Annotated in this window: 20 protein-coding genes and 1 pseudogene; 19 read left to right on the top strand and 2 right to left on the bottom strand. The window is 59.2% G+C overall.

Going from position 1 to position 22,777, the window contains the following annotated elements:
- On the bottom strand, positions 1 to 756 hold a 756-nt coding region (gene modA / locus ACQY5R_RS17435), incomplete at its 3' end, for a molybdate ABC transporter substrate-binding protein (protein WP_428610493.1).
- Positions 757 to 1,196: 440 nt separating this feature from the next.
- On the opposite strand from modA, the gene ACQY5R_RS17430 reads away from it, so the two are divergent.
- From ACQY5R_RS17430 to ACQY5R_RS17340, 19 genes are all read left to right on the top strand, one after another.
- A complete protein-coding gene (locus ACQY5R_RS17430; RefSeq protein ID WP_428610492.1) occupies positions 1,197 to 2,174 on the top strand; it encodes a TRAP transporter substrate-binding protein in 978 nt (325 codons plus the stop codon).
- A gap of 47 nt (positions 2,175 to 2,221) precedes the next feature.
- Positions 2,222 to 2,743 (top strand): TRAP transporter small permease, encoded by a 522-nt coding sequence (locus tag ACQY5R_RS17425; RefSeq protein ID WP_428610490.1) that lies wholly within the window; start codon positions 2,222 to 2,224, stop codon positions 2,741 to 2,743.
- A gap of 1 nt (position 2,744) precedes the next feature.
- Complete coding sequence (locus ACQY5R_RS17420) at positions 2,745 to 4,049, top strand: TRAP transporter large permease (RefSeq protein WP_428610488.1); 1,305 nt, start codon at positions 2,745 to 2,747, stop codon at positions 4,047 to 4,049.
- A 28-nt stretch (positions 4,050 to 4,077) separates the two neighbouring features.
- Positions 4,078 to 7,725 (top strand): hydantoinase B/oxoprolinase family protein, encoded by a 3,648-nt coding sequence (locus tag ACQY5R_RS17415; protein WP_428610486.1) that lies wholly within the window; start codon positions 4,078 to 4,080, stop codon positions 7,723 to 7,725.
- A gap of 18 nt (positions 7,726 to 7,743) precedes the next feature.
- Positions 7,744 to 8,367 carry a LysE family translocator gene (locus ACQY5R_RS17410; protein ID WP_428610485.1) on the top strand — a complete coding sequence of 208 codons (624 nt, stop codon included), beginning with the start codon at positions 7,744 to 7,746 and terminating at the stop codon, positions 8,365 to 8,367.
- Between the two features lie 44 nt (positions 8,368 to 8,411).
- Positions 8,412 to 8,927, top strand: a complete 516-nt coding sequence (locus tag ACQY5R_RS17405; protein WP_428610484.1) for a winged helix DNA-binding protein — start codon at positions 8,412 to 8,414, stop codon at positions 8,925 to 8,927.
- A gap of 545 nt (positions 8,928 to 9,472) precedes the next feature.
- Positions 9,473 to 10,663 carry a nickel-dependent hydrogenase large subunit gene (locus ACQY5R_RS17400; RefSeq protein ID WP_428610482.1) on the top strand — a complete coding sequence of 397 codons (1,191 nt, stop codon included), beginning with the start codon at positions 9,473 to 9,475 and terminating at the stop codon, positions 10,661 to 10,663.
- Positions 10,664 to 11,098: 435 nt separating this feature from the next.
- Positions 11,099 to 11,431, top strand: a complete 333-nt coding sequence (hypA, locus tag ACQY5R_RS17395; protein WP_428610480.1) for a hydrogenase maturation nickel metallochaperone HypA — start codon at positions 11,099 to 11,101, stop codon at positions 11,429 to 11,431.
- The gene (hypB, locus tag ACQY5R_RS17390; protein WP_428610479.1) at positions 11,431 to 12,213 is read left to right on the top strand and encodes a hydrogenase nickel incorporation protein HypB; all 783 of its coding nucleotides are present in this window, start codon (positions 11,431 to 11,433) and stop codon (positions 12,211 to 12,213) included. Before hypA ends, hypB begins: the two co-directional genes overlap by 1 nt.
- Positions 12,170 to 12,337 (top strand): hypothetical protein, encoded by a 168-nt coding sequence (locus tag ACQY5R_RS17385; RefSeq protein WP_428610478.1) that lies wholly within the window; start codon positions 12,170 to 12,172, stop codon positions 12,335 to 12,337. The genes hypB and ACQY5R_RS17385 overlap by 44 nt, the downstream gene beginning before the upstream one ends.
- Positions 12,338 to 12,466: 129 nt before the next feature.
- Entirely contained in the window at positions 12,467 to 12,700 is a 234-nt protein-coding gene (locus ACQY5R_RS17380) for a HypC/HybG/HupF family hydrogenase formation chaperone (protein WP_428610476.1), read from the top strand.
- Positions 12,697 to 12,849, top strand: a complete 153-nt coding sequence (locus ACQY5R_RS17375) for a hypothetical protein (protein ID WP_428610475.1) — start codon at positions 12,697 to 12,699, stop codon at positions 12,847 to 12,849. Before ACQY5R_RS17380 ends, ACQY5R_RS17375 begins: the two co-directional genes overlap by 4 nt.
- Positions 12,846 to 13,979, top strand: a complete 1,134-nt coding sequence (gene hypD / locus ACQY5R_RS17370; protein ID WP_428610473.1) for a hydrogenase formation protein HypD — start codon at positions 12,846 to 12,848, stop codon at positions 13,977 to 13,979. Before ACQY5R_RS17375 ends, hypD begins: the two co-directional genes overlap by 4 nt.
- Positions 13,980 to 14,155: 176 nt before the next feature.
- Entirely contained in the window at positions 14,156 to 15,199 is a 1,044-nt protein-coding gene (gene hypE, locus ACQY5R_RS17365; RefSeq protein WP_428610471.1) for a hydrogenase expression/formation protein HypE, read from the top strand.
- A 15-nt stretch (positions 15,200 to 15,214) separates the two neighbouring features.
- Entirely contained in the window at positions 15,215 to 16,921 is a 1,707-nt protein-coding gene (locus tag ACQY5R_RS17360; RefSeq protein WP_428610469.1) for a hydrogenase maturation protein, read from the top strand.
- Positions 16,918 to 18,414, top strand: a complete 1,497-nt coding sequence (locus tag ACQY5R_RS17355; protein WP_428610467.1) for a sigma-54-dependent transcriptional regulator — start codon at positions 16,918 to 16,920, stop codon at positions 18,412 to 18,414. The genes ACQY5R_RS17360 and ACQY5R_RS17355 overlap by 4 nt, the downstream gene beginning before the upstream one ends.
- A gap of 121 nt (positions 18,415 to 18,535) precedes the next feature.
- A complete protein-coding gene (locus ACQY5R_RS17350) occupies positions 18,536 to 19,897 on the top strand; it encodes an ATP-binding protein (protein WP_428610466.1) in 1,362 nt (453 codons plus the stop codon).
- A gap of 136 nt (positions 19,898 to 20,033) precedes the next feature.
- Positions 20,034 to 21,065 (top strand): HupU protein, encoded by a 1,032-nt coding sequence (locus tag ACQY5R_RS17345; RefSeq protein WP_428610464.1) that lies wholly within the window; start codon positions 20,034 to 20,036, stop codon positions 21,063 to 21,065.
- A complete protein-coding gene (locus tag ACQY5R_RS17340; protein WP_428610463.1) occupies positions 21,058 to 22,509 on the top strand; it encodes a nickel-dependent hydrogenase large subunit in 1,452 nt (483 codons plus the stop codon). The genes ACQY5R_RS17345 and ACQY5R_RS17340 overlap by 8 nt, the downstream gene beginning before the upstream one ends.
- Before the next feature lie 88 nt (positions 22,510 to 22,597).
- Here the strand turns inward: ACQY5R_RS17340 and ACQY5R_RS17335 are convergent.
- Positions 22,598 to 22,777: pseudogene (locus ACQY5R_RS17335) on the bottom strand (glutathione S-transferase family protein); the annotation flags it as partial.

Genomic DNA, 22,777 nt, shown 5'->3' with positions numbered 1-22,777 from the left:
TACTGGCATGCCATAACCATAGCCACGAATAATGGCAACGGCCTCGGGGCTTTTGATATAGGCGAGGAAGTCTTTAGCGACGGGGTTGTCTTGGAGTAGTACGGCTTGTTGTTCGATGGGAGCGTAGGTGAATTCGGGGACTTCCCACAGTGATCCTTCCTGTGGATGGCCCGGGCGTTTCACCTGGGAGTAGGCGACAAAGCCCAGTTCGGCACTGCCGCTTCGGACAAATTGGAAGGTCTGGCCGATATTCTCTCCCCGAACCATCCGGTTTTTCAGTTCGTCCCAGAGTCCCCGTTCTTGCAAGAATTGTTGGGCAGCCTTGCCGTATGGGGCCAGTTTGGGGTTGGCAATTGCCAGATGTTGAAACGTTTTCGCTTCCAGCACTTTGCCCTGGGAATCTACCAGATCCTTTTGGGGACTCCAGAGGACAATCCTGCCGACCGCATAGGTGAAGCGACTCCCTGGTCGGGCGATGTCCTCTTTCTCTAGCAATTCGGGGCGCCGACTGTCCGCGGCAAAGAAGGCGGCAAACGGGGCGCCGCTCTTGATCTGGGCGTAGTGTTTGCCGGTTGAACCGAATACCAGATTGATCTGATGTCCGCTCTCGCTTTCAAAGCGACTGGCTAGGGTCTTTATCGGTTCGGCAAAGTTGCTGGCAACGGCGATGTTGATGGCGTCGGCCAGGGCGGCACTGGCGTGCAATACCAGCAGGCACACGGCAGTCAGGATTCTTATCCATGCGGATCTATTCATTTTTCATTCGGTCTCGGTTATCGAATGGTTGTTATCTTATTGGAAAGCACGTGCAAGAGAAAATCTCATACGCGTGGATGTTTGCTGGCACTGCCAGGGTAGACCTCCCATTCACGGTGTCCGTCCATCTGCTCCATTAAAGTTCGCATTTCGTATCTGTAACAATATGATTAAGAAGAATATTTATGCATTAGCCCATGCGTGCGTTCCTTCTCCCGCCGGGAGAAGGAGATGTGTATGCGCAATGAGTGACTGCCTATTTTTTTTCACCCCAACCCACTCCATGAGGGGGAGGGGGTATGGCGCGGCACTAATAGAAAATAAAAGATTGATACTTGTTACTTGACAGATCGTTTATCTTTTACTAGGGTCTTACGTACGATTTATCGATAAATCGTATATATAACGATATCATAATGTATGGATAAGAGGAGTTGCCCGTGAAGAAGATCCTATTACAACGATGGCTCACCCCGGTAATCTGCTCGGCGCTGTTTGCTGGCTCGGTATCTGCCGCTACCAAGTGGGATATGCCAACCCCTTATGGTGATGGGGTACACCACACCAAGAATGTCCGAATGTTTGCAGATGATGTGAAGAGTGCCACCAACGGCGAGTTGGAGATTACCGTCCACTCCGGTGCCTCGCTGTTCAAGCATCCCCAGATCCATCGCGCTGTGCGCAGCGGCCAGGTCAATATCGGCGAGCTGTTTATGGGATTGCTGGGTAACGATGATCCGATATTCAAGGCGGACAATATCCCGTTCCTCGCTAGCGACTTTGACAGTGCCAAAAAGCTGTGGAAGGCGAGCCGGCCGCATGTGGAAAAGCGTTTGCAAAAGGATGGCTTGAAACTGCTGTACGCGGTGCCTTGGCCACCGCAGGGCTTCTATACCAAGAATCCGGTCTCTTCGGTGAAGGATTTTTGGGGTGGCAAGATGCGCGCCTACAGCCCCACCACTTCGCGTCTGGCTGTGTTGCTGGGGAGTTCCCCGACCACCGTGCAGACACCGGAGATTCCGCAGGCTTTCAGTACCGGCATTATCGATGCGATGGTCACCTCGCCCTCAACCGGGGTGAGCAGTCAGGCGTGGGATTTTGTCGGTCATTACACCGATACCCAGGCATGGATCCCAAAGAATATGGTGATTGTTAACGCCCGGGCCTTTAAGCGACTGCCGGCGTCGGTACAGGATGCCGTGATGGCGGCGGCCGCCAAGGCGGAAGCACGTGGCTGGGAGATGGCGGTCAGCGAAACGCAAGAGAAGACGGACATGCTGAAAGAGAAGGGCATGCAGGTGAGTTCGCCTACCGATCAGTTCAAGGCGGAGCTGAAGGAGATTGGAGCGGTAATGGGCAAGGAGTGGGCCGATGAGGCCGGTGCCGAGGGCGCCGAAATTCTCAAGGCGATGCAATGATGGGCAGTGGGGTCGGCGGTACGACCGTCGGCCCTACTGTTTGCCTTATGCGCAGACTACTCGACAAAATATATTTCGCGGCCGGTGTGGTGGCCGGTCTCTGCCTGGTGATGATGGCACTGCTTATCCTGGCGCAGATTGTTGGCCGTTGGTTCGGTGTGGTGATCCCCTCCACCGAGGACTTTTCCGGCTTCCTGTTGGCGGCCGCCAGCTTCCTCGCCCTGGCTTATACCCTGCGTAGCGGCGGGCATATTCGGGTCAATCTTTTGATCAGTCATCTGCAGGGTGTGCGGCGGCGATTCATCGAGGGGACGATCCTGCTGTTAGCCCTGATACTGGTGGGCTATGCCGCCTGGTCGGTGTCGCTGTTGGTGATCGAATCCTATCAGTTCGACGAGTTGAGTCAGGGCTATATCCCGGTCCCGCTGTGGATCCCTCAGGCTCCGATGGCTATCGGTTTGCTGATTCTGGAGATCGCCTTGCTGGATGAGCTGGTCTTGCTGCTGACCGGCGAGCAACCGCAATACATGCAGCACGATGATGTTTCGCTAACCGGCGGAGGAGAGTGATATGGATCCGCTGCTAATGACTTTGGTACTGACCCTGCTGCTGTTCGGCCTGTTGGCCAGCGGACTCTGGGTAGCCGTTACCCTGTTTTCGATCGCGTTTATCGGACTGCTGCTGAATGATACCGGCAATATCGGTTTGATCATGGCAACCACGACCTGGGGTTCCTCCGCCAGTTGGAGCCTGACGGCGTTACCGCTATTTATCTGGATGGGTGAAATCCTGTTTCGTACCCGCTTGTCGGAGGATCTGTTCAGCGGCTTGGCTCCTTGGCTGAACCACCTGCCGGGACGGCTGTTGCACGTCAATATTCTTGGTTGCGGTATCTTTGCCGCCGTCTCCGGCTCGTCCGCGGCTACGGCAGCGACGATTGGCCGCATGACTGCCCCCGAACTGGCGAGACGCGGCTATGACGAGCGCATGTCTCTGGGTACCCTGGCGGGTTCCGGCACCTTGGGGCTGTTGATTCCGCCGTCCATTATATTGATCGTCTACGGCGTGTCGGCCGAGGTTTCCATCTCGCGGCTGTTTATCGCCGGGGCCTTGCCCGGGTTGCTATTGATCCTGCTGTTCATGGGTTACACCATGATCTGGGCCATTCTCAATCATAAACGGATGCCACCTCCTGAACCGGATGTGCCGCTACGCGAGAAGATTCGTGCCTCCATGCATCTGCTACCAGTGGTCGGGCTGATCCTGTTTGTCCTCGGCTCGATCTATGGCGGTCTGGCGACGGCGACCGAGGCAGCGGTGTTCGGTGTGTTCGGTGCCCTGGTGCTCTCCGGGGTGACCGGTACACTGACCCGGCAAACCTTTATGGAGAGCTTGATGGGGGCGACCCGCACTAGTTGCATGATCGCCTTTATCCTGGCCGGTGCCGCGTTTTTGACCATCGCCATGGGCTTTACCGGTATCCCCCGGGCGCTGGCGGAGTACATCGCCACCCTGGGTCTCGGTCCGCTGGGCTTGATCGTGGTGTTGACCCTGTTCTTCGTTCTGTTGGGTTGCTTTCTGGACGGGATCTCGGTGGTGGTTTTGACCACCTCGGTGGTGCTGCCGATGGTGGAGCAGGCCGGTATCGATCTGCTCTGGTTCGGCATCTATCTGGTACTGGTGGTGGAGATGTCCCAGATCACCCCGCCGGTCGGTTTCAATCTGTTTGTCCTGCAGGGGCTGACCGGCAAGAACATTCTGCGCATCGCCACCTATGCGCTGCCGTTTTTCCTGCTGCTGTTGCTGGCCGTGGTGCTGGTGACCGCATTCCCAGAGATCGCCACCTGGCTGCCTTCAATGATGACCCGCGGTTGATGGGTCGTGTTTATGGAATTTTCAATCGATGAGTGAAATGGTGAAGAGAGAAGATAACGCGGTGACCTTCAAATGGCAGTTCTGGATCGACCGGGGGGGTACCTTTACCGATGTGGTGGCGCAGCGTCCTGATGGCAGTTTGGTGACCCATAAGTTGCTGTCGGAAAATCCGGCCCAGTACCGGGACGCGGCCATCCAGGGAATCCGAGATCTGCTGGGTGTGGCCAAAGATGAACCGCTGCCGGCCGAACAGATCGATGCGGTGAAGATGGGTACTACCGTGGCGACCAATGCCTTGCTGGAGCGCCAGGGTGAGCCGACGCTGCTGCTGGTGACCAAGGGGTTCGGCGATGCGTTGCGTATCGGTTACCAGACCCGCCCGGAGCTGTTTACCCTGGATATCGAACTGCCGGAGATGCTCTACAGCCAGGTGCTGGAGGTGGATGAGCGGGTCGGGGCGCAGGGCGAATTGATTTGCCCGCTGGATGAAGCCGCCGTCCGCGACGGTTTGCAGACCGCCTTTGATAACGGTCTGCGCACCCTGGCCGTGTTGTTCATGCACAGCTATCGCTATCCAGCCCACGAACAGCGCGTGGCCGAGATCGCCCGTGAAATCGGCTTTAGCCAGATCTCCATCAGTTCCGAAGTGAGTCCGCTGATGAAGCTGGTGAGCCGCGGCGACACCACGGTGGTGGATGCCTATCTGTCGCCAATCCTGCGTCGTTACGTGGAGCAAGTCTCTTCCGAACTGGACGGTATGCAGCAGGCCGGCGGTCGCCTGCTGTTCATGCAATCCAACGGTGGCCTGACCGATGCCTATCGGTTCCAGGGCAAGGACGCAATTCTCTCCGGTCCGGCCGGTGGGGTGGTGGGCATGGTGCGCACCGCCGAGGCGGCCGGTTTCGACAAACTGATCGGCTTCGACATGGGCGGCACCTCGACCGACGTCAGCCACTATGCCGGCGAGTATGAACGTGCCTTCGAGACCCAGGTGGCCGGGGTGCGGCTGCGTGCGCCGATGATGCTGATCCATACCGTGGCCGCCGGCGGCGGCTCCATGTTGCAATTTGATGGTGCCCGTTTTCGGGTCGGGCCGGAGTCAGCCGGGGCCAATCCCGGACCGGCCTGCTATCGCAATGGCGGGCCGCTGACTGTCACCGACTGCAACGTCATGCTGGGCAAGCTACAGCCGGATCACTTTCCCAAGGTATTCGGTCCTCACGCCGATCAGCCGTTGGATGCGCAGGTGGTGCGTGACAAGTTCGGCCAGTTGGCGCAGCAGGTCAACCAGGCCACCGGCGAGTCACGTACACCGGAGCAGGTGGCTGAGGGTTTTCTCGCCATCGCCGTGATCAGTATGGCTAATGCGATCAAACGGATCTCGGTGCAGCGTGGTTACGATGTGTCGGAGTACACCCTCTGCTGCTTCGGCGGGGCCGGCGGACAACACGCCTGCCTGGTGGCTGACTCCCTGGGGATGAAACGGGTCTATCTGCACCCCCACTCGGGTGTGCTCTCCGCCTTTGGCATGGGGTTGGCCGACCGTCGATTGATGCGTGATCAGGCGGTGGAGGCCCCCCTCAAACCGGAACGCATGTTGGAGCTGATTAGCGGATTGGACCGTCTGCAAAACGAAGGGGTGGCGGAGATGCAGGCCCAAGGTGTGCGGGCCGAGGCGATCCGCTGCGAACGCAAGTTGCACCTGCGCTATCTGGGGTCGGATACCGCCCTGCTGGTCGCCTTTGACGAGTTGTCGGAGATTCAACGCGGCTTTGAACAGGCGCATCAGCAGCGCTTCGGCTTTATCTCGCCGGAGAAACCGCTGATCGTGGAAGCGATCCAGGTGGAGGTGATCGGTGCCGGCGAGCATCCGGCACTGGTTACTGAAAAAATCGCCGCTGAGAGTGCGTTGCAAGCGCTCTCGGTTCATCCAACGGTGATGGACGGCATGGCCAGGGAAACGCCTTTTTATGCGCGCGAAACACTGCCAACCGATCACCCGGTCCAGGGCCCGGCGGTGGTGATCGAACAGACCGGCACCATTGTGGTGGAGCCGGGCTGGCAGGCGACACTGACCCGGGACAACAATATCGTCCTGGAGCGCTATCTGCCGTTGCCGGAACGGGTCGCGATCGGCACCCAGGTCGATCCGGTGATGTTGGAGATCTTCAACAACCTGTTCATGTCGATAGCCGAGCAGATGGGTATGGTGCTGGAAAACACCGCCGCCTCGGTGAATATCAAGGAGCGGCTCGACTTCTCCTGTGCGGTGTTTGACCAGCAGGGCGAGCTGATCGCCAATGCGCCGCATATGCCGGTGCACCTGGGCTCCATGAGCGAGAGTATCAAAACGGTGATCCGGGAGCGCACCGGCACCATGCAGCCGGGGGATGCCTACCTGCTGAACGACCCCTACAACGGCGGTACCCATCTGCCGGATGTCACGTTGATCAAACCGGTGTTCGATCCATCCGGTGAAACGGTGATCTTCTATGTCGCCTCCCGCGGGCACCATGCCGACATCGGCGGTACCACCCCCGGCTCCATGCCGCCTGACTCCACCTCGGTGGTGCAGGAGGGGATCCTGATCAATAACGTCAAGTTGGTTGACCGGGGCCGTTTCTGTGAGCGGGAGATTCGGGATCTGTTGGCCAGTCGTCCCTGGCCGGCGCGCAATATCGATACCAATATCGCCGACTTCCAGGCCCAACTGGCGGCCTGTGAAAAGGGTGTGCAGGAGTTGATGCGCATGGTGGACCACTTCGGTCTGGCCGTGGTGCACGCCTATATGCGACATGTGCAGGATAACGCTGAGGAGTCGGTGCGAAGGGTGCTGGATGTGCTGAACGACGGTGAATTCTGCTACGAAATGGATGACGGTCACCGGGTCTGCGTCAAGATCACGCTGCACCGGGAGCAGCGCCGCGCCACCATCGACTTTACCGGTACCAGCGCTCAGCATCCCGGCAACTACAATGCGCCGTCGGCGGTCTGCCGGGCGGCGGTGCTGTATGTGTTCCGTTGTCTGGTGGACGACATGATCCCGCTCAACGAAGGTTGCCTGAAACCGCTGGAAGTGATTATTCCGCAAGGTTCAATGATCAATCCCGACTACCCGGCGGCGGTGGTGGCCGGCAATGTGGAGACGTCACAGGTGATCGTCGATACCCTGTTTGGCGCGCTGGGGGTGGCGGCTGGTTCCCAGGGTACGATGAATAATTTCACTTGGGGTAATCAACAGTATCAGTACTATGAGACGCTGTGCGGCGGTGCCGGTGCCACCCGGCAGCACGATGGCACGTCGGCGGTACACACCCACATGACCAATTCGCGTCTGACCGATCCGGAGGTGTTGGAGTGGCGTTTTCCGGTACGGCTGGAATCTTTCTCCATTCGCCGCGGTTCCGGTGGAGCGGGGCAACACAGTGGCGGTGACGGCACGATCCGCCGGCTCCGCTTCCTGCAACCGATGACGGCCAATATACTGGCCGGACATCGCCGGGTGCCGCCCTACGGCATGGCCGGTGGGCATCCCGGCCAAGTGGGCCACAACTATGTTGAGCATGCGGATGGACGGGTCACTGAATTGGGCCATCAGGGACAGGTGGAGATGGCGCCGGATGATCTGTTCATCATTGAGACCCCGGGCGGCGGCGGTTACGGTGAGCCGACATAACGGGAAGGGAGCGACCGTATGGGATTGACCGAATATCTGACCTTTCTGCTGATTGCATTGGTGGCCACCGCATCGCCGGGTCCGGCGGTATTGTTGGCGGTCACCAATGCAGTCACCCTGGGGATGCGGCGCACCTTGGTCGCCATTTTGGGCAACGTGGCCGGCATTGTGTTGCTGGCCGCCTTGTCTTCTATCGGGCTTGGTGCGCTGATCCACACCTCAGAGGCGGTCTTTCAGCTGGTGAAGTGGGTCGGCGGACTCTATTTGATCTACCTGGGAATCCGTCTCTGGCGCAGTGGGTTGGGGCGGTTGCCGGTCGGTGAAGTGGCGGTCGCCGCCCGCTCCCCGGCCCAGCTCTTTTTCCAAGCCTTCATGGTGGCGGTCAGTAATCCCAAGGCGATCGCCTTCTGTACGGCGCTGTTTCCGCAGTTTATCGAACCGACGGCGGCCATGCTGCCACAGTTCGCACTGCTGGCCGGCACTTTTGGCCTGCTCTCGTTCACTTTTCTCTTGAGTTACGCCTTGATGGCCAGTCGCTGCAGAGGGTGGTTGCACAACTCTTCCTGGGGGGTGCGCTTCAACCGGATCACCGGCGGGCTGTTCGTCGGTTTCGGTTCGTTGCTGCTAACGACAGAACGCTGATCAGATGGTAGTCTCCCAGTATCGGCAGTAACGGGTGCTTAAGGATGTCTGTAAAAAAGAAACAACCGATCGTCTCCTCGTCCCATTTGGTCTCTGAAAAGAGCATTGAGCTGAGTGAGCTGGAGTACGGTCTGATCATTGCGAACAACGCTTTCAACCGCTGGATCGAGCGCTGTATGACCGCCAGCGGCATGCCCGACCTCAATCCCACCGATATCCTGATCCTGCATAACGTCAATCATCGTGGACGGGCCAAGAAGGTGGCGGATATCTGTTTCAATCTGAACATCGAAGATACCCACACCGCCACCTACTCACTGCGCAAACTGGTGAAGCTGGGGTTGGTGGAGACCGAGAAGCAGGGTAAGGAGAACTTCTTCTCCACTAGCGACAAGGGCGAGGCGCTCTGTCTGCGCTATAGAGAGATCCGCGAGGGTTGCCTGGTGGACTCCCTCGGCATCCTTGGCGCCGGTAATCAAGAGATCGGCGAGTTGGCCCGGGTACTGCGTTCCCTGTCCGGTCTCTACGATCAGGCGGCCCGGGCTGCGTCTTCACTCTAGTCCCGGCGGGACTCTTCATGTTCTCGTTCCCACGCTCCGCGTGGGAATGCCTATCAGCCAGCATGTATGCTGGCTGGCGTGTCATCTGCATAGACGCTTTCTATTAAGCGTTCAATTCTGGTTAAACGGCTTGCGTGTGGTGGTGTATTAACTACAACGCGTTTGCGCTAGCGCAAATAAACTATCCACTTTTTATTCTAAACTGGTCACAATGTTACCGATATATGGGCGGCTATTGAGGTCTTAGGATCTCTTCCCGCTAAATAGGTGTTGACTGGAAAGTGGGTTACCAACCCCCGGAATATTGCCGCGACCAAGCGGTTTACCACCTAGGAATGGATTTGTAACCGTTTGAATTGCTGTAGGTATTTGCACTCTTTCCATGTTCTGTTCGCATCGCGCCTGGTGAGCAAATGCCAGGCCGGGCGCGCGGGGTCCAGGCTTTCCGGTAGCCTCGCGTATTGGCTGGCCTGCATTTTGCTCAGCTCTAGCCACCTGCTGGGCTTGGCAGTGGCATTCTGAAATCTGGAGGGCTGGTTGGTCCGATGGGCAATACGGTTGGCAATATAGAAGGGCGGTTGGATATCGACCTGAAGTGGCACAACGGCGTCGTGGCGAAGGTCGATATCCGTTCCTCCCGGCCGTTGCAGACGCCGCGGATATTCCGCGGCAAAAGCGTGGATGAGTTATTGCAGACCTTGCCGTTGCTCTATAGCGTTTGTGGTACCGCCCAAGCCCATGCGGCCGTGACGGCTTGCGAGCAGGCGCTGGGTCTGCCGGATCTGGCCGATCGTCACACCGCCCGGGAAGCATTGGTCTGGTTGGAGACAGCCAAGGAGCACCTGTGGCGGGTGTTGCTGGATTGGCCGGAGTTTCTCGGTTTGCCCCAGGTTGTCGCCGGGGTAGGCGAAATGATGCAGCTGATTCAGCGCTATCGTGCTACCTCGTTTCCCAACGGGCGCCCCTTTATACCGGGGGCAATGCCCTTCGTAGAGTGGGATGCGGCGACGGCGGCATGGGTGGAGCAATTTGAGCGGCTATTGCAGGAGCAAGTGTTTGGTATGCCTCCCGCGCAATGGTTGGCGTTGGGTTCGGTCGACGGGCTGTTGAGCTGGGCGAGCCAGGAAGAATCTCCGGCGGCGCAGATGCTGCATTGGGTACAGGACAACGGCTGGAGTGGATTGGGTGGCACGACGATCAATCCATTACCGCCACTGGATACGTCGTATCTGCGGCAGCAGTTGGAACAGCCGGATGCCAATCGGTTTATCGCCGTGCCACAACTCGCCGGCCTGTGTCGGGAGACATCGCCGTTCACCCGGGTACGGGAAGAGATACTGGTGACAGCCGTGACAGAGACCTATGGCCCCGGTTTACTGGCCCGCTTCACGGCCCGGTTGGTTGAGTTGGCGGGCATCTCGGAGCGGTTACGTCAAGGCAGCGATGAATATGCCGAGTCTGTATCGGAACAGGAGCCGGTTCAGGGGAGCGGTATCGCCCAGGTGGAGGCGGCCCGCGGGCGCCTGATTCACCATGTGGTATTGGACGCTGGGCGGGTAGCCCGCTACCAGATCCTGGCCCCGACGGAGTGGAATTTTCACCCGAACGGAGTGTTGGCGGAGGGATTGAGTGGATTGGTGGTGGATTCGGCCGAAGCGCTGCGCCAGCAGGCGGCCCTGTTGATTAACGCGATCGATCCCTGTGTGGGGTATGAATTGAACATTGAGCAGGATTGATGTTGGGTGAGAAATAGCCGCGAATGAACGCGAATACAAGCAAATATTTATATATTTTACGTGGCTATCCAGTATGGAGACGTGTGTTCACATGCATAGAGATGTACTCAATGTCTCACTCAGGGAGTTTTTTTATGCAGTTGGTAGGGTGGGCACGTCTTGTATGCCCGCGCGGATTGTTGATCGGTGCTGACATGTGGGCACAAACAACGTGCCCACCCTACGGTTACCGTTTTTTTAGTTCGCGTTCATTCGCGGCTTAAAACGCGGTTTTTAAGGGCGTTAATGAATGCACGAAATGTCGATATGTGAAGGGTGAGATTAACCGAATGTCCGGTGGACATTCGCAGTGATCGAACGACCGGCCATGGAGGGCCGGGCCGGAACCAGGCCACAGGGAAGTGTCGAAGCAACAGGCGTTAATGAATGCACGAAATGTCGATATGTGAAGGTATCCTCCAGGTCATGGAAGAGCAAGCCGCCGCCCAGCAGTTCAGTAAGGTGAAGTCGGTGTGGCTGGAGATCGGTCCGTTGGCGGGCGTGGAGCTGGAAGCGTTGCGCTTCGGGTTCGACGCGGTGACGCGCAATAGCCTGGCGGAAGGGGCGAGGCTGGAGATTATCGAGATGCCCGGTACGGCCTGGTGCCTGGAGTGTTCCAAGAGCGTACCGATCCGGCAGCGTTTCGACGCCTGCCCGGATTGCGGCAGTTTTCAATTACAGATTACCGGCGGCGATGAGCTGCGAATCAAAGAACTGGAGGTGGACTGATGTGTACCGTATGCGGCTGCGGCGAAGGTGAAACCCGGATCGAGGGTCAGGAGGTGAGTCACGACCATGCTCATGATCACCACCACCATCATCATGACCATGAGCACAGTCATGCCCATGGGCACCATCATCGCCATGGCGATCACGATCATACCCACGATCATGACCAAGAACACGGCCACCATCAGCATACCCATGGTCACCATCACGACTACGGTCAGGGTCCGGCGCACGCCCACGCACCCGGCATGAGTCAGTCGCGCATGGTGCAGATCGAACAGGATATCCTGGGCAAGAACAACCAGTACGCCACCGCCAACCGACAACTGTTTCAGGAACGGCAGATCCTGGCGCTGAATCTGGTCTCCAGTCCCGGTTCCGGCAAGACCACGCTGCTGACCCGTAGTATCGACGACTTGAAAGCGGAACTGCCGATTACGGTGATTGAGGGCGACCAGCAGACCGCCAACGATGCCGACCGTATCCGTGAAACCGGTGTGACGGCGCTGCAGATCAATACCGGTAAGGGGTGTCATCTGGACGCCCACATGGTTGGCCATGCCATGGAGAGTCTGAAACCGGACGATAACAGCCTGCTGTTTATCGAAAACGTCGGTAACTTGGTTTGCCCGGCCGCCTTCGATCTGGGCGAAGCGCACAAAGTCGCGATCCTGTCGGTCACCGAGGGCGAAGACAAACCGCTGAAATTATCCGGACATGTTCCATGCCGCCGACCTGATGATCCTGAACAAGGTCGACCTGCTGCCGTACCTCGATTTTGACGTGGCGAAGTGCATCGAGTTTGCCAAACGGGTCAATCCCGGTATCGAGGTGCTGCAGCTCTCGGCCAAGAGTGGCGAGGGGATGGATGCCTGGTATGCGTGGATCAAGTCACGCATGGCGTAGCCTGCGTAGCCGTGTGGGCACAAACTACGTGCCTACCTTAAGTCGCTTTTCTCGTTCCCTCGCTCTGCGTGGGAATGCATACGGTTGTAGAGGCGGCTTCAGCCGCGAACGATATGAGGTGTTATTGCAATGTGTCTGGCGATTCCCGGCAAGGTAGTTGAGATCGATGTGGAAGCGGACATGGCCACCGTCTCGGTGGGTAACGTCAAGAAGGCAGTCTCCACCGCGCTGGTGGAAGATGTGACCATCGGTGACTACCTGTTGATTCATGTCGGCTACGCCCTCAACAAGATCAGTGAAGAGGAGGCGGCCGCCACCCTCAAGCTGTTCGAAGAGGCGGGCATGACGGCGGAGGCGTTATGAAAAATTGGCAGGAGAGACAATTTTCACGGCCGCAGGCCGCCCGTCAGGGTGCGGCACAGGGAGGTGCTTGCCGCATGACAAAACGGCAGGATAGCCGTTTTGCACAGTGGAGCTGCCCGCAGGGTGCGGCACAGGGAGGTGCCGCATGAAATACGTCGACGAGTTCCGCGCCAAGGCGACGGCACAAAAACTCTCCAAGGCGATTGCCGCCGAGGCCCGGCCCGATCGCCGCTATCACTTGATGGAGTTTTGCGGCGGACATACCCACGCCATTTTCCGTTACGGGGTACAGGATCTGTTGCCGGATAATGTGCGGCTGGTGCACGGTCCCGGCTGCCCGGTTTGCGTCTTGCCGATCGCCCGCATCGACATGGCGATCGCCATGGCCGAGCAGCACGGCGTCACTCTCTGCTCTTATGGCGACATGCTACGGGTGCCGGCCTCCAAACGTAAAAGCCTGCTTAAGGCCAAAGCGGAGGGGGCGGATATCCGCATGGTCTACTCCACCCAGGATGCGCTCAATATCGCGCGTGAGCATCCGGAGCAACAGGTGGTCTTCTTTGCCATCGGCTTCGAGACTACCACGCCACCCACCGCTGTGGCGATCAAACAGGCCCAGGCGATGGGACTGAAAAATTTCTCCGTGTTCTGCAATCATGTACTCACCCCGGCGGCAATCCAGAACATCCTGGAGTCACCCGAGGTGCGCGAGCTGGGCACGGTTTCGCTGGACGGTTTTCTCGGCCCCTCCCACGTCAGCTCCATCATCGGCAGCCAGCCCTATGAATTTTTCGCCGAAGAGTTTCAGCGTCCGGTGGTGATCGCCGGGTTTGAGCCGCTGGACGTGATGCAGTCGATCCTGATGCTGGTGCGTCAGCTCAATGCCGGGCGGCACGATGTGGAGAACGAATACACCCGGGTGGTTTCGCCCGAGGGCAATCTGAAGGCAAAGAAATTGGTGGCGGAGATCTTCGAGTTGCGCCGCTCGTTTGAGTGGCGCGGTCTGGGACTGGTGCCCTATAGCGCGCTACGCATCAAGAAACCGTTTGCCGAGTTCGATGCCGAGTTACGTTTCCCGGTGGAAGAGGTACCCGCGGCTGATGTGAAAGGGTGTGAATGCCCGGCTATCCTGCGTGGCGTGAAGCGACCGACCGACTGCAAGCTGTTCGGCACCGTCTGCACCCCGGAGAATCCGATGGGCTCCTGCATGGTCAGCTCGGAGGGGGCTTGTGCCGCTTACTGGACCTATGGTCGTTTCCGTGAGCAGGCGGCGTCATAGCTACGCGTGGGCACAAAACGTGTCCACCCTACGGTTGCTGCCCGGGACGGTGCAACGGGAGATTCACCCATGGACCTCGTTCCCACGCTCTGCGTGGGAATGCATAACACCCGCGTGGGCACTGACGACCTGCCCACCCAACGAACCGATTATTTTTTGTAGATGAATCGAAACGCATGAATAAAAAAAGATACACCAGCCGACTGGACCTGAAGAGCGGTACTGTCGACATGACCCACGGCAGTGGCGGGCGTGCTATGGCACAGTTGATCGATGAACTGTTTGTCGGCACCCTGGACAACGAACTGTTGCGCCAGGGCAATGACCAGGCCGCTTTCGATGTGTCCCGCGGACGTATGGTGATGAGCGTGGACGGTCATGTGATCTCGCCACTGTTTTTCCCCGGTGGCGATATCGGTTCGCTGTCGGTGCACGGCACGGTCAACGACGTGGCCATGTCCGGCGCCAAGCCGCTCTACCTGTCGGCCGGCTTTATCCTGGAAGAGGGCTTCCCGCTGGCCGATCTGAAGCGCATCGTCGAGAGTATGGCGGCCGCCGCCAATCGCGCCGGTGTACCGGTGGTGACCGGCGACACCAAGGTGGTGGAGAAGGGCAAGGGTGACGGCGTTTTTATCACCACCACCGGCATCGGCGTGGTGCCCGAAGGGGTCAACATCTCCGGCGACCGGGCACGGCAGGGCGACAAGATCCTGGTCTCCGGCAGCATGGGCGATCACGGTGTTGCCATCATGTCGAAGCGGGAAAACCTGACCTTTGAAACCACCATCGAATCGGACTCCCAGGCGCTGCACGACCTGGTCGCCGCCATGGTGGAAGCGGTGCCGGATATCCACTGCCTGCGTGATCCGACCCGTGGTGGTCTGGCTTCCACCCTGAATGAAATGGCCCAGCAATCCGGCGTCGGCATGCAGTTGCGGGAAGAGGCTATTCCGGTGAAACCGGAGGTGCACGCCGCCTGTGAACTGTTGGGACTCGATCCCCTCTATGTGGCCAACGAAGGCAAGTTGATCGCCATCTGTGCCGCCGAGGATGCGGATCGGTTATTGGCGGTGATGCGCGCCCACTCCAAGGGGGCGGAGGCCGCCATCATTGGCGAGGTGATCGAGGACGAGCACAACTTTATCCAGATGGAGACCAGCTTCGGCGGTAGCCGGATCGTCGACTGGCTGGCTGGCGAACAGTTGCCAAGAATCTGCTGAGCGGAACCTATTCTTATGAAGATCCTGCTATTGACCCACGCCTTCAACAGTCTGAGCCAGCGGCTGCATATCGAACTGAAAAAGCGCGGCCATACGGTGTCGGTGGAGTTCGATATCAATGACGCGGTCACCCTGCAATCGGTGGATCTGTTCCAGCCCGACCTGATTGTGGCGCCGTTTCTCAAGCGCGCTATCCCGGAAGCGATTTGGCGCCACCACACCTGCCTGATTGTGCATCCCGGCATCAAGGGCGACCGTGGACCCTCGGCGCTGGATTGGGCGATCCTCAAAGGTGAGACGGAGTGGGGCGTGACGGTATTGCAAGCCAATGCCGAGATGGACGCCGGCGATATCTGGGCCAGTGTCAACTTCCCCTTGCGCGAGGCGAGCAAGGCGAGCCTGTACCGCAATGAAGTGACCGAGGCGGCGCTGCAAGGCGTATTGCTGGCGGTGGAGCGGATGCAGCAGCCCGACTTCACGCCCGAACCGTTGGACTACAGTCGGAGCGATGTCAAAGGTTCTCTGCAACCGCTGATGCAGCAGTCCGACCGGCGTATCGACTGGCAGCGGGACGATACCGCCACCGTGTTGCGCAAGATCCGTAGCGGCGACGGTTTTCCCGGCGTACGGGACTGGATCTTCGGTCGGGAAGTGATGCTCTATGACGCGCATCCCGCCAAGGGTCTTCAGGGCGAACCCGGTAGCTTGCTCGGTTACAGTGCGAATGCGATTTGTCGCGCCACGCTGGATGGGGCGGTGTGGATCGGACATTTGCGCGACAAGAGCGGTGAGCACCCGTTCAAGTTGCCGGCCACCCGAGTACTGAACCGACTGCTTTCCGACCTGCCGGAGATCAGTGACGGCTACAGCGACATCCATTACGAAGAGCGGGGACGGGTCGGTTATCTGCACTTCCCTTTTTACAACGGCGCGATGAGTACGGAGCAGTGCAACCGGCTGCGTGAAGCTTACTGCGCGGCCCGTCAGCGTGACACCCGGGTGATTGTGCTGATGGGTGGCCCGGATTTCTGGTCCAACGGTATTCATCTCAACACCATTGAAGCGGCCGACAGCCCGGCCGACGAATCCTGGGCCAACATCAACGCTATCAACGATCTGGCGTGCGAGATCATTACCACCGAGAGCCACTTGACCGTCTCCGCCCTGCAGGGCAACGCCGGGGCCGGCGGGGTATTCCTTGCCCGCGCGGCCGATTATGTCTGGGCGCGCAGCGGCGTGGTGCTCAACCCGCATTACAAGGATATGGGCAACCTGTTCGGCTCCGAGTATTGGACCTACCTGTTGCCGAAGCGGGTCGGCGAAGAGCGGGCCCGACGTATCACCCAGGCACGTCTGCCGATGGGCACTGAAGAGGCGGGCGAGCTGGGGCTGCTGGACGGTTACTTCGGCCGGGACAATCCACAGTTTCTCTCCGAATTGCAGCAGCGGGCGCTGGCCTTGGCCGAAGATGCCGATTTCGAACGGCTGCTCGACACCAAGGTGGCGACCCGTCACGCAGACGAAGCGGAAAAGCCGTTGAAGGCCTACCGACGTGAAGAGTTGGAGCGGATGAATCTCAATTTCTACGGCTTCGATCCCAGCTATCACGTGGCCCGCTACAACTTCGTTTACAAAGTGCCCAAATCAAGAACCCCGATTACCATTGCGCAGCATCGCGACGTCAACCGTCGCGATAAAGATGACTGGAGTCAGGCGTCATGAACAGACAACCTACCCTGCTGATTGTGGATGATGAGGTACGCGGCCTGGAAGCACTGGTGCGTATCCTGGAAGATGACTTCGATGTGAAGACCGCCACCAATGCCCGGGAAGCGGAACAGATCCTGGAGCGGGAGTGGGTGCATATCGTACTCTGTGATCAACGCATGCCGGAGACCACCGGTGTGGAGTTTCTCACCAAGGTACGCCAGCAGTGGCCGGACGTGGTGCGCATGATTCTCTCCGGTTATACCGATGCGGAGGACATCATCCAGGGTGTCAACGAAGCGGGTATCTATCAGTACATCACCAAGCCGTGGCATCCCGACAGCCTGTTGCTGACGCTGAAAAATGCGGCGCATCTGTTCGATCTGCAGCGCGAGAACGAGTTGCTCAATATCGAGCTGAAACGTAACCCCGATGTGCTGGAACAGAAGGTCAGTGCCAAGCGCAAACAGTTGAAACAGCAGCACCATTGCGATGACGGCGTGGTGCGTGCCGAGGGTAGTCCGATGGATGTGGTCTGCGCCAAGGTCAACCGGGTCTCGCCCTATGACGTGACCGTGCTGCTCTCGGGCGAATCCGGTACCGGTAAGGAGCTGTGTGCCCGCGCGCTGCACTATAACAGCCTGCGCGGTGACAAACCGTTTGTGGTGGAGAACTGTGCCGCACTGCCGGATGAATTGTTGGAGAGCGAACTGTTCGGTTACAAACGCGGCGCCTTTACCGGCGCGGTGGAGGATCGGGCCGGCCTGTTCGAGCGGGCCGATGGCGGTACCATCTTTCTGGATGAGATCGGCGAAGTGTCGCCGGCTTTCCAGGTGAAGCTGTTGCGGGTGATCCAGGAGGGGGAGATCCGTCCCCTGGGTTGTGCGCGGCGCCGCAAGGTGGATGTGCGTATTATCGCCGCCACCAACAAGGACCTGGAGACCGAGGTACGGGCCGGGCGCTTCCGTCAGGATCTGTTCTATCGTCTGTCGACCATCTCCATCCATCTGCCGCCGCTACGGGATCGCAAGATGGATATTCCACCCATCGCCCACGCCCTGTTGCAGTCGGCGATGCGTTCCCTCAACAAACAGGTGGAAGGCTTTACCCGCGAAGCCCTTGCTTGCATGCAGGCCTATCACTGGCCGGGCAATGTGCGGGAGTTGCAGAATGAGATCCTGCATATGTTGGTCATGAGCAACGAGCCGACTCTGGGTGCCGATCTGCTGTCACCCCGGGTGCTGCGTGCCGCACCGAAAGAGGATGAGGCGCAGCTCGATCTGTTGGCGACGCTGGACGGTTCGTTGAAGGAGCGGATCGAATCCATCGAGGCACGTATTCTGCGCGAGTCGCTGATTCGCCACCGCTGGAACAAGAGCCAGGCGGCGCGCGACCTGGGGCTCTCCCGGGTAGGTCTGCGCAGCAAGCTGGAGCGGTATGGGCTGGAGCAGACATGTGAAGAGGATGAACTGTGCAGTGAGGATGTTGAGAGTGGCGCCGGTCTCTGAATACCCGAATGTGAGCGACCGCGTGGGCACAAAAAACGTGCCCACCCTACGGCATCGGGATACTGTTTCGAGACGGCAATGGCCAGGAAGGCAAACGCAGCATGACTGCAGGGAGTAAACCATGGTGACTGATCAGGGCGCAAAGGGCGCCGGCAGCCTGATGTCCCGGCTGGGATCGGAAGAGCAGATACCGCTGGCCAGCAGCAGCGAAGAGGCGTGGATCGAAGTGATCCAGAAGATGGATCTGGTGTATGCCGATCTGGTGCGCTATCAAGTGGAGCTGGAAGAGAAAAACAGCGCGCTGGAAGAGGCGCAGCGTTTTATCGAGAGCGTCCAGCAGGCGATGACCGATGTGTTGATCGTGTGTGATATCCAAGGACGTATCCAACAAGCCAACACGGCCCTGGAACGCATTACCGGACGCAGTGAAAAGACCCTGCTGAATCAATCCTTCAAAGAGCTGTTTGTCGAATCCTCACAACACCTGGTGGACGGATTCGCCGACAAGATCCGCTCCGAGACGGTGTACGACTGCGAGGTCAACCTGATCCGCGCGGACGGCACACCCACTCCCCTGGCGATGAATTGCAGTTCCCGCTACGACCATAACGGTCGACTGGTGGGTATGGTGCTGATCGGCCGACCGGTGGGCGAGTTGCGGCGCGCCTATGAAGAGTTGAATGCCACCCACAAAGAGTTGAAACAGGCCCAGGAGCAGTTGGTCCACTCGGAGAAGATGGCATCGCTGGGTCGTCTGGTGGCCGGCGTGGCGCATGAGTTGAACAATCCGATCAGCTTCGTGTTCGGCAACATGCATGCCCTGAAACGCTACGGCGAACGTATTACCCGTTACCTGGATGCCATCCATAAAGGGGCGGAGGGGGATGAACGGGAGGCGTTGCGCAAACAGTTGAAGATCGACCATATCCTGTCGGATATCGGTTCATTGATCGACGGCACGCTGGAGGGGGCCGAGCGGGTCAGCGATATCGTGCTGGATCTGCGTCGCTTCTCCGGCAACCAGCAAGAGGATATCCAACCCTTCATGCTGGCGCCGGTGGTGTCTACCGCCGTCGACTGGGTGGTCAAGGCGGCCCGGCGCAAGCCGGAGGTGACGCTGGAGATTCCGGAGGATCTGGAAGCGGTGGGCATTAAGGGGCTGGTGCACCAGATCCTGGTCAATCTGGTGCAGAACGCCATTGACGTGATGGACAATTTGGAGGAGCCGCGCCTGGTGATCCGTGGTTGGCGTGATTGGGACCAGGTCCGGATCGAGGTGCGGGATTTCGGGCCGGGCATCCCCAAGCAGGATCTGATGCGGGTATTCGATCCCTTCTTCACCACCAAGGATGTGGGCAAGGGGACCGGGCTGGGTCTCTACATCAGCTATGGCCTGGCCAATGACCAGGGCGGCTCGCTGGTCGCCTCCAACCATCCGGACGGGGGCGCCATGTTCACCTTGACCCTGCGGGCGGCCGGTTGAGTTGAATGAGACGGTAGGGTGGGTACGTTGTTTGTGCCCACACGGATACGACAAGGCATAACGACGTGGGCACAGAAGAGATGCCCACCCTGCGAAACTGAAGGCGGTGTGACGATGCGCCGCCGGGAACAGTGAAATGAAAGATTTGCCGAAGCATCAACAGAACGGCTTCAATCTGCTCTGGCTACAGTCAGGTGGCTGCGGCGGCTGCAGTCTGTCGCTACTGAATGCCGAATCCCCCAGCCTGTTGCACACCCTGGAGGGGGCCGGCATCAACCTACTCTGGCATCCGATGCTGAGTGAAGAGACCGGCTCGGAGATGGTGGCGCTGCTGGAAGCGGTAGTGGCCGGCACGCTGCGCCTGGACGCCTTCTGTGTCGAAGGGGCCATCCTGCGCGGTCCCCAGAACACCGGCCGTTTCCATATCCTGGCCGGTACCGGCCGCGCCATGCTGGATTGGGTGCGGGACCTGGCCGCTGTGGCCGGTTACACCCTGGGTATCGGGACCGGCGCCAGCTATGGCGGTATTACGGCCGGTGGCGGCAATCCCACGGATGCCTGTGGTCTGCAGTTTGCCGAGACCGAGCGCGGTGGTGCGCTGGGTGAGGCTTACCGATCGAAAAGCGGATTGCCGGTGATCAACGTGGCGGGTTGTCCGACCCATCCCAACTGGGTTACCGAGACGCTAATGCAGTTGGCGCTGGGGGATTTCACCGAGGATGACCTGGATGAGTGGCAGCGTCCGCGGGGCTATGCCGATCATCTGGTGCATCACGGCTGTCCGCGCAACGAATATTATGAGTTCAAGGCGAGTGCCGAGGAGCACTCCCAACTCGGTTGCATGATGGAGCATATGGGCTGCCTGGGCACCCAGGCCCACGCCGATTGCAACACCCGCTTGTGGAACGGCGAGGGCTCCTGCCTGCGTGGCGGTTACGCCTGCATCAACTGCACCGCCCCCGGATTCCAGGAGCCGGGACACCGCTTCCAGGAGACGCCGAAGATCGCCGGCATCCCCATCGGTCTGCCGTCGGACATGCCCAAGGCGTGGTTCGTGGCGCTGGCCTCGCTCTCCAAGGCAGCGACCCCGAAACGGCTGCGCCAGAATGCCGTGTCGGACCATATCATTGTCCCACCCCATGCCAAGAAGAAGGGGCGTCATGAGTAGAACTATTGTCGGACCTTTCAACCGGGTAGAGGGTGACCTGGAGGTGCAGATCGAGATCGATCAGGGCGCGGTGAAGGAGGCTTGGGTGGTCTCCCCCATGTACCGCGGTTTTGAGCAGATCCTGCACGGCAAGGACCCGCGCGATGCGCTGATCTATACCCCACGCATCTGCGGCATCTGTTCGGTCTCCCAGTCCATCGCCTCGGCCGAGGCCCTGGCCCATGCCGTGGGGGTCGTGCGGCCGCGCAACGGTGAGCTGGCGTTGAACCTGATTCACGCCTGCGAGAACCTGGCCGATCACTTCACCCACTTCTATCTCTTCTTCATGCCGGACTTCGCCCGCGAGATCTACCGTAGCGAGCCCTGGTTCGAGGCGGTGGCTCAGCGCTTCAAGGCGGTCAAGGGTCGTGCCGCCGGGGATGTGATGCAGGCGCGCGCCGAGTTCATGCACCTGATGGGCATCATGGCTGGCAAGTGGCCCCATACCCTGGGTATCCAGCCCGGTGGCAGTACGCGCGGGATCGAGGCCAAGGAGAAGGTACGGCTGCTGACCATCCTTGGCGGTTTTCGCCGCTTTCTGGAACAGCGCCTGTTTGGCGCGCCACTGGAACAGGTGCTGGAGATCGGTAACCAGCAGCAACTGGATACGTGGTTGGCGTCCGGCGATCCGGCCGAGAGTGATTTCCGTCGCCTGCTGCAGTTATCCAATGATCTGCAACTGGATCAACTGGGTAAAACCGCCAACCGTTTCATGAGCTACGGCGTCTACCCCCTGGAGGGTGAGCGCACCTTCCGCTCCGGTGTCTGGTACCAGGGCAAACGAAAAAAACTCAACTCCGAACGCATCACCGAGGATATCAGCCACAGTTGGATGGAGGGGCAGAACGAACCGCAGCACCCCTATCACGGCGTCACGCTGCCCAATGCGGATGTGGATGCCGGGTATACCTGGTGCAAGGCGCCGCGCCTGGATGGCGAAGTGGTGGAAGTCGGTGCACTGGCCCGTCAGTTGATCGACGGCCAGTCGCTGATCAACGATCTGGTGAGCGCCGGCGGCAGCAACGTGCGCAACCGCATGATCGCCCGGCTGCTGGAGATCCCCCGGGTACTGATCGAAATGGAGCAGTGGGTACGGTTACTGAAACCCAAGGAGCCGTTCTGTAGCGACAGCGGCGTGAAACGGGATTCAGAGGGTTATGGCTTGACGGAAGCGGCGCGCGGCAGCCTCGGCCACTGGGTGCGGATCAAAAACGGCCGCATCCTCAACTACCAGATCATCGCCCCCACCACCTGGAACTTCTCGCCCCGCGATCAAAACGGCGTCTCCGGTCCGCTGGAGCAGGCGCTGATCGGCGCGCCGGTGCGCGAAGGCGAAAAAGAGCCGGTGGCGGTGCAGCACATCGTGCGCTCATTCGATCCCTGTATGGTCTGTACCGTGCATTGAACCAGCCGATCATGACTCGTTCCCACGCTCCGCGTGGGAATGCATGCCCTGTTTTATCCCCAAAAGGGGTGGCCAGTATGACCCTGGGTCAACAGGGTCCGACAGGGACAATTCCCGAAGGGTTCAAGGCGCGGATAGAGTAATACCCTGTCTTGATGTGTTCCGGCGATACCGTATCAGCGATACCCGGCAATTCGTGTATGCGTTTGATGTAAGCAGTGATATTCCGATAGTCCCGTAGCTGGCGGAGATTGGTCTTGAACAGGCC

The organism is Sedimenticola sp., from assembly GCF_050289425.1.
Classification (GTDB): Bacteria; Pseudomonadota; Gammaproteobacteria; order Chromatiales; family Chromatiaceae; genus Sedimenticola.
This window is presented reverse-complemented; position numbering and strand designations above follow the sequence as displayed.

Bases quoted from the DNA above. Each gene is read 5' to 3' on its own strand.
- ACQY5R_RS17425 (WP_428610490.1), top strand. From the start codon at position 2,222: ATGCGCAGACTACTCGACAAAATATATTTCGCGGCCGGTGTGGTGGCC.
- ACQY5R_RS17420 (WP_428610488.1), top strand. From the start codon at position 2,745: ATGGATCCGCTGCTAATGACTTTGGTACTGACCCTGCTGCTGTTCGGC.
- ACQY5R_RS17415 (WP_428610486.1), top strand. From the start codon at position 4,078: ATGAGTGAAATGGTGAAGAGAGAAGATAACGCGGTGACCTTCAAATGG.
- ACQY5R_RS17410 (WP_428610485.1), top strand. From the start codon at position 7,744: ATGGGATTGACCGAATATCTGACCTTTCTGCTGATTGCATTGGTGGCC.
- ACQY5R_RS17405 (WP_428610484.1), top strand. From the start codon at position 8,412: ATGTCTGTAAAAAAGAAACAACCGATCGTCTCCTCGTCCCATTTGGTC.
- ACQY5R_RS17400 (WP_428610482.1), top strand. From the start codon at position 9,473: ATGGGCAATACGGTTGGCAATATAGAAGGGCGGTTGGATATCGACCTG.
- hypA (WP_428610480.1), top strand. From the start codon at position 11,099: ATGTCGATATGTGAAGGTATCCTCCAGGTCATGGAAGAGCAAGCCGCC.
- hypB (WP_428610479.1), top strand. From the start codon at position 11,431: ATGTGTACCGTATGCGGCTGCGGCGAAGGTGAAACCCGGATCGAGGGT.
- ACQY5R_RS17385 (WP_428610478.1), top strand. From the start codon at position 12,170: ATGATCCTGAACAAGGTCGACCTGCTGCCGTACCTCGATTTTGACGTG.
- ACQY5R_RS17380 (WP_428610476.1), top strand. From the start codon at position 12,467: ATGTGTCTGGCGATTCCCGGCAAGGTAGTTGAGATCGATGTGGAAGCG.
- ACQY5R_RS17375 (WP_428610475.1), top strand. From the start codon at position 12,697: ATGAAAAATTGGCAGGAGAGACAATTTTCACGGCCGCAGGCCGCCCGT.
- hypD (WP_428610473.1), top strand. From the start codon at position 12,846: ATGAAATACGTCGACGAGTTCCGCGCCAAGGCGACGGCACAAAAACTC.
- hypE (WP_428610471.1), top strand. From the start codon at position 14,156: ATGAATAAAAAAAGATACACCAGCCGACTGGACCTGAAGAGCGGTACT.
- ACQY5R_RS17360 (WP_428610469.1), top strand. From the start codon at position 15,215: ATGAAGATCCTGCTATTGACCCACGCCTTCAACAGTCTGAGCCAGCGG.
- ACQY5R_RS17355 (WP_428610467.1), top strand. From the start codon at position 16,918: ATGAACAGACAACCTACCCTGCTGATTGTGGATGATGAGGTACGCGGC.
- ACQY5R_RS17350 (WP_428610466.1), top strand. From the start codon at position 18,536: ATGGTGACTGATCAGGGCGCAAAGGGCGCCGGCAGCCTGATGTCCCGG.
- ACQY5R_RS17345 (WP_428610464.1), top strand. From the start codon at position 20,034: ATGAAAGATTTGCCGAAGCATCAACAGAACGGCTTCAATCTGCTCTGG.
- ACQY5R_RS17340 (WP_428610463.1), top strand. From the start codon at position 21,058: ATGAGTAGAACTATTGTCGGACCTTTCAACCGGGTAGAGGGTGACCTG.